Below are 14,097 nucleotides of genomic sequence, written 5' to 3'. Positions count from 1 at the left end.
AAAAACCGTGTACAGCGCGAAAAAAGCTGTCGAGGTGGACAGGAAAGGCGGGGCCGGGTGAATCGATAGCAGGCTAAAAGTTTTTAAACTTCGATCAATTCGTGGAGTTCGCGCATCAACTCGGTGCGGTCAGGCAGGTTCAGCTCCACGATGCGGCGCAAATGTTCCATCGAGACGATATCGATATACAGGCAGACGAAACCCAGTTGCGCGTTGTCCAGATGGCGCAGTTGCACCTGCATCACCACCTTCGCGTCCTGGTCCAGGTGGATTTCGGCCTCGAAGGGTTGCTCGCCGTCGGCGTCCCAGGCGGCGGGGGCCTCGACCAGCAGGCCCTTGAAGGAAATATCGATCAGCTCGACCGGCCAGCGCCGGGCACCCTGGATCAATTCGGTGGGGGCGTCGAAGGCAATGCGTTTGAAGCGGCGACGGTCGTTTTGCTCGTTCATGTTCAGGCCTCCGGGGGGGACCTGTGAACTATAGCGCAGCCCTTGCCAGCGTCTGCCGAGGGGCGCAATCTTGCGTGGTGGCCATGGGCTCTGGAGGCTCTAGACCAACGTTGGGGCTGGCCTTTCCAGTGAGTCTCGCTAGACTCCGGGGGCTATCTTTTATCCACTAGCTGGAAGCGAACCATGAACAACAATAATAGCCTGGCCCGCCATATCCCCTGGCTGGCGCTGGCAGTACTAGGGGCCTGCGCGCTCGGGGTGGTTGCCCTGCGGCGTGGCGAAGCCATCAATGCCTTGTGGATTGTCGTCGCCTCGGTGGCGATCTACCTGGTCGCGTACCGTTACTACAGCCTGTTCATCGCCACCAAGGTGATGCAACTGGACCCGCGCCGGGCCACGCCCGCGGTGCTCAACAACGATGGCCTGGACTATGTCCCGACCAACAAGCACATCCTCTTCGGTCACCATTTCGCTGCCATCGCCGGCGCCGGCCCGCTGGTCGGCCCGGTGCTCGCCGCGCAGATGGGCTACCTGCCCGGCACCCTGTGGCTGATCGCCGGTGTGGTCCTGGCCGGCGCGGTGCAGGACTTCATGGTGCTGTTCCTCTCCACCCGCCGCAACGGCCGCTCCCTGGGCGACATGGTGCGCGAGGAGATGGGCCGGATTCCCGGAACCATCGCCCTGTTCGGCTGCTTCCTGATCATGATCATCATCCTCGCGGTGCTGGCGCTGATCGTGGTCAAGGCCCTGGCGGAAAGCCCATGGGGCATGTTCACGGTCATGGCGACCATCCCGATCGCGATGTTCATGGGCATCTACATGCGCTATATCCGCCCGGGGCATATCGGCGAGATCTCGGTGATCGGCGTGGTCCTGCTGCTGCTGTCGATCTGGCTGGGGGGCCAGATCGCCGCGGATCCGGTGTGGGGCCCGGCGTTCACCTTCACCGGTGTGCAGATCACCTGGATGCTGGTGGGCTACGGCTTCGTCGCCGCGGTGCTGCCGGTGTGGCTGGTGCTGGCGCCGCGTGACTACCTGTCGACCTTCCTCAAGATCGGCACCATTGTCGGCCTGGCCATCGGCATCCTGATCATCGCCCCCGAGCTGAAAATGCCGGCGCTGACCCAGTTCACCGACGGCACCGGTCCGGTGTGGAAAGGCACCCTGTTCCCGTTCCTGTTCATCACCATCGCCTGCGGCGCGGTGTCCGGCTTCCACGCGCTGATCTCCTCGGGGACCACGCCGAAGCTGCTGGACAACGAAGTGAACGCCCGCTACATCGGCTACGGCGGCATGCTCATGGAGTCGTTCGTCGCCATCATGGCCATGGTGGCCGCTTCGGTGATCGAGCCGGGCGTGTACTTCGCCATGAACAGCCCGGCGGCGGTGGTCGGTGCCGACGTCGTGTCGGTGGCGCAGACCGTCAGCAGTTGGGGCTTCAGCATCACCCCGGAACAACTGGAAGCGACCGCCCGCGACATCGGCGAGCACACCATCCTGGCCCGTGCCGGCGGTGCGCCGACCCTGGCGGTGGGTATCGCGCAGATCCTCCACCAGGTGCTGCCGGGTGAAAACACCATGGCCTTCTGGTACCACTTCGCGATCCTGTTCGAGGCGCTGTTCATCCTCACCGCGGTGGACGCCGGTACCCGTGCCGGCCGCTTCATGCTCCAGGACCTGCTGGGCAGCTTCGTCCCGGCGCTGAAACGTACCGAGTCGTGGGGCGCCAACCTGCTCGCCACCGCCGGTTGCGTGGCACTCTGGGGCTATCTGCTGTACCAGGGCGTGATCGATCCGCTGGGCGGCATCAACACCTTGTGGCCGCTGTTCGGCATCTCCAACCAGATGCTCGCCGGTATCGCCCTGATGCTCGGCACTGTGGTCCTGATCAAGATGAAGCGCCAGCGCTACATCTGGGTCACCCTGGTACCGGCCGTGTGGTTGCTGATCTGCACCACCACCGCCGGCCTGATCAAGCTGTTCGACCCGAACCCGGCCGTGGGCTTCCTGGCCCTGGCCAAGAAGTACAGCACCGCGCTGGAAGCCGGTCAGGTCCTGGCGCCGGCCAAGGACATCGGGCAGATGCAGCACGTGATCTTCAACGCCTACACCAACGCGACCCTGACCGTGCTGTTCCTGGTCGTGGTCTTCAGCGTGCTGTTCTTCGCGCTCAAGGTCGGCTATGCCGCCCTCGGCAAGAAAGAGCGCAGCGACAAGGAAACCCCGTTCCAGGCTCTGCCGGACGCATGATCGAGGACTGCAAACATGTTCAACGACCTGGGTCGACTGGGTAAGTACCTGGGGCAGGCAGCCCGCCTGATGGTCGGCATGCCCGACTACGACAACTATGTCGAGCACATGCAGACCAAGCACCCGGACAAACCGGTGATGAGCTACGAGGCGTTCTTCCGCGAACGCCAGGAAGCCCGTTACGGTGGCAAGGGTGGGCCCAAGTGCTGTTGAAAGGCCGCGCTTGAGTCAGTGACACACCTGTGGGAGTCCGGTGCGCCGGGCTCCCACAGTCATTTTCAGCGTCAGGAGAATTTCCCGCGTGCATTCCCCCATTCCCGTGACCGTGCTCAGCGGCTTTCTGGGTGCCGGCAAGACCACCTTGCTGCGGCATATCCTCAAGGCCGAGCACGGCCTGAAAATCGCCGTCATCGAAAACGAATTCAGCGATGCCGGCATCGACAGCCAGTTGCTCGGCGACGCGCCGGTCGAGGTCATGACCCTGGCCAACGGCTGCGTCTGCTGCAGCATCCACACCGACCTGACCAAGGCCCTGTTCCTCCTGCTGGAGCGCCTGGACAGCGGCGAGATCGCCTTCGACCGCCTGGTGATCGAGTGCACCGGCCTGGCCGATCCGGCGCCGGTGGCGCAGACCTTCTTCATCGACGAGGAACTGCGCGAGCGCTACATCCTCGACGGCATCATCACCCTGGTCGATGCCGCGCATGCCGAGCTGCACCTGACCCAGGCCATCGCCCAGGCCCAGGTCGGTTTCGCCGACCGCTTGCTGCTGAGCAAGACCGACCTGGTGGACGAGGCCACGGTCGAGGCACTGACCGCGCGGCTGGGGCGGATCAACCGCCGCGCGCCGGTACGGGTGGTGGAGCATGGCCGTATCGACCTGGCCGAATTGCTGGATGTGCGCGGCTTCAATCTCAATGCCGACCTGGGCGGCGGGATGCTCCTGCGGCCTGTCACCGGGACGAGCACGCCGGACCGCATTTCCAGCCTGGTCCTGCGCACGGAAACGCCGCTGGATATCGATCGCCTCAGCGACTTCATGAACGCGCTGCTGGAGGCGCATGGCAAGCAGTTGCTGCGTTACAAGGGCGTGCTGAACATCGCCGGCGAGGAGCGGCGCCTGGTGTTCCAGGGCGTGCTGAAGCTGTATGGCTTCGACTGGGATACCGAGTGGGCCGAGGGCGAGGCGCGTGAGAGCGTGATGGTGTTCATTGCCGATGAGTTGCCGGAAGACAAGATCCGGGCGGGGTTCGCGGCGTTGGGTCGCGATCTTCGGGCCTGACGTTATCCCCGTAGGAGCGCGGCTTGCCCGCGAAAGGATCGCGTAGCGGTCCCGAATGGGCCTGCTTTGCAGGCCTTCGCGGGCAAGCCGCGCTCCTACGGGTTCTGCGCAACAGGGCCAGAACCGATGTCCCATAAAAAAACCGATGCCGGTCACCCGGCATCGGTTTTTTCAGTTCAGCCCTGAATCAGTTGCCGTAGACCGGCAGCTTCTTGCAGATGGCCTTGACCTTCTCGCGAACGGCGTCGATCACCGCTTCGTTGTTCAGGTCGGCGAGGATGTCGCAGATCCAGCCGGCCAGTTCCTTGCACTCGGTTTCCTTGAAGCCGCGAGTGGTCACGGCCGGGGTGCCGAAGCGCAGGCCCGAGGTGACGAACGGGGAACGTGGGTCGTTCGGGACGGAGTTCTTGTTCACGGTGATGTAGGCGCGGCCCAGGGCGGCGTCGGCATCTTTACCAGAGATCTCCTGCTTGATCAGCGAGAGCAGGAACAGGTGGTTCTGGGTGCCGCCGGACACCACGTCGAAACCACGCTCGATGAACACGCTGGCCATGGCCTGGGCGTTCTTCACCACTTGCTGCTGGTAAGCCTTGAACTCAGGCTGCAGCGCTTCCTTGAAGCAGATGGCCTTGGCGGCGATCACGTGCTCCAGCGGGCCGCCCTGGGCGCCCGGGAAGACTGCGGAGTTCAGCTTCTTCTCGATGTCGGCGTTGGCACGGGCCAGGATCAAGCCGCCACGCGGACCACGCAGGGTCTTGTGGGTAGTGGTGGTGACCACGTCGGCGAACGGAACAGGGTTCGGGTACACGCCAGCGGCAACCAGGCCGGCAACGTGGGCCATGTCGACGAACAGGTAGGCACCCACTTTGTCGGCGATGGCGCGGAAGCGGGCGAAGTCCAGGACCTGCGAGTAGGCCGAGAAACCGGCAACGATCATCTTCGGCTTGTGCTCGACCGCCAGGCGCTCGACTTCGTCGTAGTCGATCAGGCCGTTGCCGTCGATGCCGTACTGCACGGCGTTGTACAGCTTGCCCGACGAGCTCACGGCAGCGCCGTGGGTCAGGTGACCGCCGTGGGCCAGGCTCATGCCCAAGATGGTGTCGCCGGCCTGCAGCAGGGCCAGGTAGACCGCGGCGTTGGCTTGCGAACCGGCGTGCGGCTGGACGTTGGCGTAGTCGGCGCCGAACAGTTCCTTGGCACGGTCGATGGCCAGTTGCTCGACCACGTCGACGTACTCGCAACCACCGTAGTAACGCTTGCCTGGGTAGCCTTCGGCGTACTTGTTGGTCAGAACCGAGCCTTGCGCTTCCATCACGGCTGGGCTGGTGTAGTTTTCCGAAGCGATCAGCTCGATGTGCTCTTCCTGGCGCTGGGCTTCCTGCTGCATGGCTTCGAAGAGCTCGGCGTCGTACTTGGCAATGGTCAAATCACGGCTGAACATGGCGGTCCTCAAGGATCGGGCTGAAATAGGCCGGCATTCTACCCCATAGACTTTTGTCTGGCATATGAAAGGGGATCATCTGGCGGACAAAAGGGGCTCAAGCAGCCCCTATTCGAGCATGAACAGGGTTTCGTTGCTGAATTGCGCTTCGAACTGGTTGGCCGGCATCGGTCGGCCGAACAGGTAGCCCTGCACCTCGTCGCAGCCGTGCTCGCGGAGGAACTCCAGCTGTTCGTGGGTTTCCACGCCCTCGGCGATCACCGCCAGGTTGAGGCTGTGGGCCATGGCGATGATCGCTCGGGCAATCTGCGCGTCCTGCTCGCCTTCCGGCAGGCCGTCGACGAAGGTGCGGTCGATCTTCAGCACGTCGATGGGGAACTGCTTGAGGTAGTTGAGCGACGAGTAGCCGGTGCCGAAGTCGTCGACCGCGATGCTCAGGCCGAGGTTCTTCAGGCTGTCGAGGATCTGCATGGCCTCGTGCACTTCGCGCATCAGGATGCTTTCGGTCAGCTCCAGCTCCAGGCACGCCGGCGGCAGGCCGGTGTCCTTGAGGATATTGGCAATGCGGTTGCCCAACTGGCCGTCGGAGAACTGCCGCGCCGAGATGTTCACCGAAACCTTGGGGACCCGCACCCGCGCCTGGTGCCAGACCTTGAGCTGGCGGCAGGCCTCGGCGATGACCCAGTCGCCGACGTCCACCACCAGGCCGAGCTCCTCGATCACCGGGATGAAGTCGCCCGGCGGCACCAGCCCGCGCTGCGGATGGCGCCAGCGCAGCAGCGCCTCGGCACCGGTCAGGCGCTTGCCGTCGCCGCTGAACTGCGGCTGGTAATAAAGAATGAACTCGTTCTGCTCCAGGGCATGGCGCAGGTCGCTCTCCAGCTCCAGGCGTTCCAGGGCGCTGGCGTTCATGTCCGCCTGGTAGAACTGGAAGTTGTTCTTGCCGCGCTCCTTGGCGTGGTACATCGCGGTGTCGGCGTTCTTCATCAGCTGGCTCAGCTCGCTGCCGTCCTGCGGGCTGAGGGCGATGCCGACACTGGCGGTGACGAAGAACTCGCGGTTCTCAAGGACGAACGGCCGCACCAGGCTACCGAGGATCTGCTCGGCGACATGGATGGCGCGGTTCAGCGCCATCTCGCGGGTGGCCCGCGGCTGCAGGAGCAGGGTGAACTCGTCGCCGCCCATGCGTGCCACGGTGTCGTCGTCGTCGACGCAATCGAGCAGGCGCTCGGCCATGTCCTTGAGCATGCGGTCGCCGGCGGCGTGGCCGAGGGAGTCGTTGATCGGCTTGAAGCGGTCGAGGTCGAGGAACATCAGCACCACCCACGACTTGTGTCGCTCGGCCTGCTGCAGCGCGGTGTACAGGCGGTCCTGGAACAGCGTGCGGTTGGGCAGGTGGGTGAGGGCGTCGTAGTAGGCCAGGCGGTGGATGCGCTGTTCGCTGGCCTTGCGCTCGCTGATGTCGGTGAAGAAGCACACGTAGCTGGCCAGGTCGCCCTCGTCGTCGAGCACCGCGGTGATGCCGACCCACGCCGGGTAGTGTTCGTCATTGCGCCGCTTGAGCCACACCTCGCCTTCCCAGGTCCCGCGCTGGTGCAGTTGCTTGAGCACGTAGCGCAGGTGCGAATCCTGCTGGTCGTCGACGGTGAGCATGCTCGGCAACTGGTCGAGGACATCGCGCACCGCGTAGCCGCTGACCCGGCTGAACGCCTCGTTGGCCTGGACGATGTAGCCGGCCGGGTCGGTGATCAGGATCGCCGAGGTGGAGTGTTCGAAGACCGTGGCGGCCATGCGCAGGTCTTTTTCCGCGCGGCGTTGCTGGCTGATGTCGCGACCGACGCCGAGGATGCCGCCGAACTGGTCGTGCTCGTCCCAGACCAGCACCAGGCGCAGTTCGATGGGGATCTTGCGGCCATCGGCGCGCAGGCAGTCGAACAGGAACAGCTGGGTCGGCACCTGGGTGCGCAGGGCCTCCAGTTGCGCCGCGTCGCCGAGGGCGCGGTTGACCCGTTCGACCAGGGTATACAGGCCGGCCAGTTGCGCCGGGTTGGCGATGGTCGACTGCCAGCCGTTGTTGAAGATCCACTCGACGTCGTAGCCCAGCACCGAGCGCACCGACGGACTGACGTAATTGAGCTGGAGCTGGTCGTCGGTGGAGAAGATCACGTCGCTGATGCTCTCGGCGAGCATGCGGTAGCGCTGCTCGCTGTCGCGCAGCGATTCGCTGGCTTCGAGCTGGTCGGTGACGTCCTTGGCCACGCCGATGATCCGCGTGACCTGGCCGCTGCCGTCACGGGTCAGCACCTGTTCGCGGATGTCGTAGCGGCGCCAGCGCTGGTCGTGGTGACGGAAGCGCAACTGGCAGTGCAGTTGCTCGACATAGCCGTTCTCGCGTTGCTGCCGGCGCAGGCCGCGATACAGCTCGGCGTCTTCCGGGTGCAGGAGGATTTCCCAGAAGAACTCGCCCATGCGCGCCAGTTCGTGGCGCTCGTAGCCCAGGGTCTGGCCCAGGTGGCGGTTGCTGAAGATCATCCGCAGGGTCTGCACATCCTGCACGTAGAGCTGGTCGGGGACGGTGCGCACGACATCGGACCAGAAGCTCTCGCGCTCCAGCAGCGACAGCTCGACGCGCTTGCGGCTGGTGATGTCGCTGATGCTGAGGATCACCGCCTGATAGTCGCGGCGCTGTTCGGGGAAGCGCACCATCAGCCACAGGTGCTGGTCGAGGCCCTGGTCGGCGGGCAGGCGCACTTCCAGTTCCAGCTGCGCCTGGTGGTCGAGCACCGCGCCGACCAGGTGCAGGCCGACGCCGTCGTTCTCCAGGGCATTGCCGGCGATCAGGTGACGCCAGGCGCCTTCGTTGCAATCGACGCCGAGCAGGTGCAAGGCGACCTGGTTGACCTCGGTGACCTTCAGTTCGCGCAGCAGCAGCTCGCGCAGGGTCGGGTCGGCTTCCAGGCGCCGCTCCAGGTCGTGGCGGCTGCGCAGGCGCAGGCGGTCGAGGAGGGTGGTGAGTCCGGACAGGTCGAGCACGCAGAGGGCCACGCCGGTGCTTTCGAAAATGTCCTGGTAGCGTCGGCGGCCCTCCTGCAGCAGCAGGTTGCGCCGCCGCATGTTGAACAGCGCGAGCAGCGGCAGCAGGGCGCAGAGCACGCCGAGCATGGCCTTGCCGATCAGCGCCGGGAGCAGGTCGCGCCGGCTGCGCTCGGCGTCGTGGAAGCCGCGCAGTTGCCAGTCGCTGTTGTCGATGAAGGCCAGCATCACGCTCTGCAGCGGCGCGTCCTCGCTGTTCGCCGAGGGCGGCGGACGCCGGCGCAGGTGATCGCTGATGATCTCGGCGCTCTGGCCATTCTCCAGTTGCCACTGCGGTGGATTGGCGTGTTCCAGGCGCTCGGCCAGTTGCGGGTACCAGCTCGGCTCGAAACGCAGCAGCCAGCGGGCGCTGTCCGCCTCGTCGCCCTGGCGCAGCAGCAGGTAGACGAAGGCATTGCCCTCGGCGTTGCTGAAGAAATGCGTGTGCTGGTGGCTGCGGCGCAGCAGTTCGGCCATCCCGGCCTGGTCGGGCGAGTTGTCCAGGCTGTCGCGCAGGATGCGTCCGTCGGCGGCGATCCAGGCCAGGCTGTCGAGCGCCGGCAGGCGCTGATGCAGGCGGCCGAACAGCGCCGGCATGGCCTCGGCGTCCGGCGGCGTTGCGTCGGCGGGCAGCAGGTTGCGGGCGCGCTGGGCTTCCAGGGCCAGGTTCAGGGTCATCCGCTCGGCCAGCTCGGCGTTGGCATCGATGCTGTGCTGGCGGCGGTCGGCAAGGGTATGCCGGTACTGCTCCAGGGTCTGCCAGAACAGCAACGCCAGCAACAGCAGGACCAGGATCGCCAGGGCGCCCTTCAACGAGCCGCGCAAGGACTGACCCGACGCGGCGGAGGCTTTGCGCGAGGAAGACGGCTGATTGAGATTGGTCAAACGGTGATCCTGCGGTATGGCTGGGACGCGGCAGCGCGTGGTCAGTGCCGACCACACGGGCGGCGATCCAGGGCTGCACTATAAGCCGGACGCCCGAAGGGCGGCTAGCATGCCCTGAAGCGTGGCAAAGTGCCAGTCCTGTTCGTCGCAATGGCGTTTCCCGTCACGCCCTTGTCACGCCCGGCGGTACAGGTTGCACCGGGCTGCCCCCTGCCCGCCGTCGCCCAGTTCGGGTAACCTTACGGGTTCCGACTATCTGTTGCACAAGGGTGAGGCCACGGCCTGTGCCCGCCGCGATCCTGCCCCGGGAAAACCCGCGAGCGCAGCGACGCCGGCCCCGATACCCGGTTTGTTCCAGCCCTGTCCCGAGGACGGGGCTTTTCCAACGATTCGAGCGAGGTCCGCATTTTGGCTCAATACGTCTACACCATGCACCGGCTGAGCAAGGTTGTTCCGCCCAAGCGTGAAATCCTCAAGAACATCTCCCTGTCGTTCTTCCCCGGCGCCAAGATCGGCGTCCTCGGCCTGAACGGCTCGGGCAAATCCACCCTGCTGAAGATCATGGCCGGCGTCGACAAGGAATTCGATGGCGAAGCCCGCCCGATGCCGGAGCTGAACGTCGGTTACCTGCCGCAGGAACCGCAACTGGACCCGAGCAAGACCGTGCGCGAAGTGGTCGAGGAAGCGGTCAGCGTGATCAAGGACGCCCAGGCCCGCCTGGACGAGGTCTACGCCGCCTACGCCGAACCGGATGCCGACTTCGACAAGCTGGCCGCCGAGCAGGCCAAGCTGGAAGCCATCCTGCAGGCCAGCGACGGCCACAACCTCGAGCGCCAGCTGGAAGTCGCCGCCGATGCCCTGCGCCTGCCAGCGTGGGATGCCAGGGTCGAGCACCTGTCCGGTGGTGAAAAACGCCGGGTCGCCCTGTGCCGCCTGCTGCTGTCCGCCCCGGACATGCTGCTCCTCGACGAACCGACCAACCACCTGGACGCCGATTCCGTCGCCTGGCTGGAGCACTTCCTCCACGACTTCCCGGGTACCGTGGTCGCGATCACCCACGACCGTTACTTCCTCGACAACGTCGCCGGCTGGATTCTCGAACTCGACCGCGGCGCCGGCATTCCTTACGAGGGCAACTACTCCGGCTGGCTCGAAGCCAAGTCCGACCGTCTGGCCCAGGAGTCCAAGCAGCAGTCGGCCCACGAGAAGGCCATGAAGGAAGAACTGGAGTGGGTGCGCAAAGGCGCCAAGGCCCGCCAGTCCAAGTCCAAGGCCCGTCTGGCGCGCTTCGAGGAAATGCAGTCGCAGGAATTCCAGAAGCGCAGCGAGACCAACGAGATCTACATCCCGGCCGGTCCGCGCCTGGGCGACAAGGTCATCGAGTTCAAGAACGTTTGCAAGGGCTATGGCGACCGCGTGCTGATCGACAACCTGTCGTTCACCATGCCGAAGGGCGCGATCGTCGGTGTCATCGGGGGTAACGGCGCGGGTAAATCGACCCTGTTCCGCATGCTGATGGGCAAGGAGCAACCGGACTCCGGCAGCATCGAGATCGGCGAAACCGTGCAACTGGCCTGCGTCGACCAGAGCCGCGAGGACCTGGACGGCAGCAAGACCGTGTTCCAGCAGATCTCCGACGGTTCCGACCAGATCCGCATCGGCAACTACGAGATCCCGTCGCGTACCTACGTCGGTCGCTTCAACTTCAAGGGCGGCGACCAGCAGAAGTTCGTCAAGGACCTGTCCGGTGGTGAGCGTGGCCGTCTGCACCTGGCCCTGACCCTGAAGGAGGGCGGCAACGTCCTGCTGCTCGACGAACCGTCCAACGACCTGGACGTGGAAACCCTGCGTTCGCTGGAGGAAGCCCTGCTGGACTTCCCGGGCGCCGCCATCGTGATTTCCCACGATCGCTGGTTCCTGGACCGCGTCGCGACCCACATCCTGGCCTATGAGGACGACTCGCAGGCGGTGTTCTTCGAGGGCAACTACACCGAGTATGAAGCCGATCGCAAGAAGCGCCTCGGCGACGCTGCCGCCCAGCCACACCGGGTACGGCACAAGAAGCTGGCCCAGTAAGGTCGGTTATTGATGCACAAGAATGGGGCCCTTGGTGGCCCCATTTTTGTGCCTGTGATTCGGGGAGCGCTTTGCGCTCCTTCGCGGGCGAGCCACGCTCCTACAGAAAAACGCAGGTCAACCCCCGTAGGAGCGTGGCTTGCCCGCGAAGGACCACAAAGTGGTCCACGACATGTATACATTTATAGAAATGCACCAAAAAAATTCAGAAAAACGACATTTCGCCCTGTTCCGGTGCGATGGCTTCTTGGTAAAGTCGCGAAAAAACCAAAAAGTCCAACTCCCTCGGTGAGATGTCTACTCATGACTGAATCTGTCGATCACTTCCTCGCGCGTCTGAAACAACGCGATCCTGCCCAACCCGAATTCCACCAGGCTGTGGAAGAAGTCCTGCGCAGCCTCTGGCCCTTCCTCGAAGCCAACCCGCATTACCTCGAAGCCGGCATTCTCGAGCGCATGGTCGAGCCCGAGCGGGCGGTACTGTTCCGTGTGTCCTGGGTCGATGACGCGGGCAAGGTCCAGGTCAACCGCGGCTACCGCATCCAGATGAGCAGCGCCATCGGCCCGTACAAGGGCGGTCTGCGTTTCCACCCGTCGGTGAACATCGGCGTGTTGAAATTCCTCGCCTTCGAACAGGTGTTCAAGAACTCCCTGACCTCCCTGCCCATGGGCGGCGGCAAGGGTGGTTCGGACTTCGATCCGAAGGGTAAGAGCGACGCCGAAGTGATGCGCTTCTGCCAGGCCTTCATGAGCGAGCTGTACCGCCACATCGGCGCTGACCTCGACGTGCCGGCCGGTGATATCGGCGTGGGCGCGCGGGAAATCGGCTTCATGTTCGGCCAGTACAAGCGCCTGGCCAACCAGTTCACCTCGGTGCTGACCGGCAAGGGCATGAACTACGGCGGCAGCCTGATCCGTCCGGAAGCCACCGGCTACGGCTGCGTGTACTTCGCCGAGGAAATGCTCAAGCGCGAAGACAAGCGCATCGACGGCCGCCGCGTGGCCATCTCCGGCTCGGGCAACGTTGCCCAGTACGCCGCGCGCAAGGTCATGGACCTGGGCGGCAAGGTCATCTCGCTGTCCGACTCCGAAGGCACGCTGTTCGCCGAGGCCGGCCTGAGCGACGAGCAGTGGACCGCGCTGATGGAGCTGAAGAACGTCAAGCGTGGCCGCCTGAGCGAGCTGGCGACCCAGTTCGGCCTGGAATTCCGCGCCGGTCAGCGCCCGTGGAACCTGCCGTGCGACATCGCCCTGCCATGCGCGACCCAGAACGAGCTGGACCTGGCCGACGCCCGCGCGCTGCTGGCCAACGGCTGCATCTGCGTGGCCGAAGGCGCGAACATGCCAACCACCCTGGAAGCGGTCGACCTGTTCATCGAAGCCGGCATCCTCTTCGCCCCGGGCAAGGCCTCCAACGCCGGCGGCGTCGCGGTCAGCGGCCTGGAAATGTCGCAGAACGCCATGCGCCTGCTGTGGACCGCCGGTGAAGTGGACAGCAAGCTGCACAACATCATGCAGTCGATCCACCATGCCTGCGTGCACTACGGCGAGGAAAACGGTCGTATCAACTACGTGAAAGGCGCCAACATCGCCGGCTTCGTCAAAGTCGCCGACGCCATGCTGGCCCAGGGCGTGGTCTAAGATTCGGGCTCCGGCTCGATGGCGATGACCTCGATCAGCTGATCGCCCGCCGGTCGTCGCCACACAACCTCGTCACCGGGTGCCGCTCCCAGCAGCGCCCGGCCCAGCGGGGAACCCCAGTTGATCAGGCCGGCAGCGATGTCGGCCTGGTCTTCCCCCACCAGTTGCACCACCTGTTGCCGGTCCTGTTCGTCGCTATAGGTCACCCGGCTGCCGATCTGCACCTTGTCCCGCGATGTCGCCGCCGGCACCACCTGGGCGCTCTGCTGCCGCGCGCTGAAATAGCGCAGGTCGCGTTCGGTATCGGCGAGGCGCTGCTTGTCGCCCCGCTCACCCTGGGCGAGCAGGTCGCTGCGCAGGCGATTGAGTTCCATCACCCGCTGCTGCAGGTGGGCAAGCCCTTGGGCGGTGACATAGTTGGGCTGGTCGCTGACCTTGCGCTCGACTGGCTGGCTGGCCTGGGCGGCGGCCTGGTCCTCGTTGACGAATGCTCGGCTCATGAACGGTCTCCTTTGCCAGAAGACCATGCTGGCAGGCTCGCGGTTGCAGTGGATGTCCGATTGCGACGCCGTCATCGCCGATAGGCCCGTGCCGCGTCACGGTCCTTTTCCTGTTGCCAGCGTTCTTCGCGCTCGTCCCAGTGGCGGTCGTAGTAGTTCTGCTGATCCTGGTTCTGGCGCATCGCCTGGCACTGGCGGAAGCCGTCGTCCCAGCCGGTTTCGTACTGGCGGTTGTGCAGGTAGCGCGGGACATCCTTGCGGAATTCGCCGGCCATGACCCCGGCGGCCTGCCGGCCACTGCCGCAGCCGTCCTGGAAGCCATCGGCGTAGGCCGGTGGATAACCTTTCTCGATCAGTTGCTGGTGGGTCGACTGGCAACCCGCCAGCAATAGCACAGCCACAACCCAGTACCAGCGCATCGCAAGACTCTCCGCATAATGGGGAAAGTCTAGGAGGGGGATTGTCGGTGTGCGGTCAAAAGGTGGTGAATGGCGTGTTTCG

Annotated in this window: 10 protein-coding genes; 5 read left to right on the top strand and 5 right to left on the bottom strand. The window is 64.8% G+C overall.

What is annotated here, in order from left to right; all coding sequences use genetic code 11:
• Positions 1 to 83: 83 nt before the first annotated feature.
• Positions 84 to 449: a PilZ domain-containing protein gene (locus tag RTI28_RS16510; protein ID WP_316921444.1), complete on the bottom strand. Its 366-nt coding sequence runs from the start codon at positions 447 to 449 to the stop codon at positions 84 to 86.
• A 183-nt stretch (positions 450 to 632) separates the two neighbouring features.
• On the opposite strand from RTI28_RS16510, the gene RTI28_RS16505 reads away from it, so the two are divergent.
• The 3 genes from RTI28_RS16505 to yjiA all read left to right on the top strand — a co-directional run bounded on the left by RTI28_RS16505 (position 633) and on the right by yjiA (position 3,981).
• Positions 633 to 2,699, top strand: coding sequence for a carbon starvation CstA family protein (locus tag RTI28_RS16505; protein WP_316921443.1), 2,067 nt, complete (start codon positions 633 to 635; stop codon positions 2,697 to 2,699).
• A 15-nt stretch (positions 2,700 to 2,714) separates the two neighbouring features.
• Entirely contained in the window at positions 2,715 to 2,912 is a 198-nt protein-coding gene (locus RTI28_RS16500; protein ID WP_028944033.1) for a YbdD/YjiX family protein, read from the top strand.
• Positions 2,913 to 3,000: 88 nt separating this feature from the next.
• Complete coding sequence (gene yjiA, locus RTI28_RS16495) at positions 3,001 to 3,981, top strand: GTPase (RefSeq protein WP_316921442.1); 981 nt, start codon at positions 3,001 to 3,003, stop codon at positions 3,979 to 3,981.
• A gap of 187 nt (positions 3,982 to 4,168) precedes the next feature.
• Here yjiA and glyA read toward each other — a convergent pair whose 3' ends face one another.
• Positions 4,169 to 5,422: a serine hydroxymethyltransferase gene (glyA, locus tag RTI28_RS16490; protein WP_316921441.1), complete on the bottom strand. Its 1,254-nt coding sequence runs from the start codon at positions 5,420 to 5,422 to the stop codon at positions 4,169 to 4,171.
• Positions 5,423 to 5,530: 108 nt separating this feature from the next.
• The gene (locus RTI28_RS16485; protein WP_316921440.1) at positions 5,531 to 9,379 is read right to left on the bottom strand and encodes an EAL domain-containing protein; all 3,849 of its coding nucleotides are present in this window, start codon (positions 9,377 to 9,379) and stop codon (positions 5,531 to 5,533) included.
• 408 nt (positions 9,380 to 9,787) lie between these two features.
• On the opposite strand from RTI28_RS16485, the gene ettA reads away from it, so the two are divergent.
• Both ettA and gdhA read left to right on the top strand, forming a co-directional pair.
• Entirely contained in the window at positions 9,788 to 11,455 is a 1,668-nt protein-coding gene (gene ettA, locus RTI28_RS16480; RefSeq protein ID WP_316921439.1) for an energy-dependent translational throttle protein EttA, read from the top strand.
• 303 nt (positions 11,456 to 11,758) lie between these two features.
• Positions 11,759 to 13,096: an NADP-specific glutamate dehydrogenase gene (gdhA, locus tag RTI28_RS16475; protein ID WP_316921438.1), complete on the top strand. Its 1,338-nt coding sequence runs from the start codon at positions 11,759 to 11,761 to the stop codon at positions 13,094 to 13,096.
• On the opposite strand, the gene RTI28_RS16470 is transcribed toward gdhA, so the two are convergent.
• A complete protein-coding gene (locus tag RTI28_RS16470) occupies positions 13,093 to 13,596 on the bottom strand; it encodes a GreA/GreB family elongation factor (protein WP_316921437.1) in 504 nt (167 codons plus the stop codon). The genes gdhA and RTI28_RS16470 overlap by 4 nt on opposite strands.
• Positions 13,597 to 13,667: 71 nt before the next feature.
• Positions 13,668 to 14,015 (bottom strand): hypothetical protein, encoded by a 348-nt coding sequence (locus tag RTI28_RS16465; protein ID WP_316921436.1) that lies wholly within the window; start codon positions 14,013 to 14,015, stop codon positions 13,668 to 13,670.
• Between the last annotated feature and the right edge of the window lie 82 nt (positions 14,016 to 14,097).

The organism is Pseudomonas sp. zfem002 (assembly GCF_032621685.1).
Lineage (GTDB): Bacteria > Pseudomonadota > Gammaproteobacteria > Pseudomonadales > Pseudomonadaceae > Aquipseudomonas > Aquipseudomonas japonica.
Note: the sequence above shows the minus strand (reverse complement) of the source record. Positions and strands in the feature narration are given on the sequence as shown.

Bases quoted from the DNA above. Each gene is read 5' to 3' on its own strand.
- RTI28_RS16510 (WP_316921444.1), bottom strand. From the start codon at position 449: ATGAACGAGCAAAACGACCGTCGCCGCTTCAAACGCATTGCCTTCGAC.
- RTI28_RS16505 (WP_316921443.1), top strand. From the start codon at position 633: ATGAACAACAATAATAGCCTGGCCCGCCATATCCCCTGGCTGGCGCTG.
- RTI28_RS16500 (WP_028944033.1), top strand. From the start codon at position 2,715: ATGTTCAACGACCTGGGTCGACTGGGTAAGTACCTGGGGCAGGCAGCC.
- glyA (WP_316921441.1), bottom strand. From the start codon at position 5,422: ATGTTCAGCCGTGATTTGACCATTGCCAAGTACGACGCCGAGCTCTTC.
- gdhA (WP_316921438.1), top strand. From the start codon at position 11,759: ATGACTGAATCTGTCGATCACTTCCTCGCGCGTCTGAAACAACGCGAT.
- RTI28_RS16470 (WP_316921437.1), bottom strand. From the start codon at position 13,596: ATGAGCCGAGCATTCGTCAACGAGGACCAGGCCGCCGCCCAGGCCAGC.
- RTI28_RS16465 (WP_316921436.1), bottom strand. From the start codon at position 14,015: ATGCGCTGGTACTGGGTTGTGGCTGTGCTATTGCTGGCGGGTTGCCAG.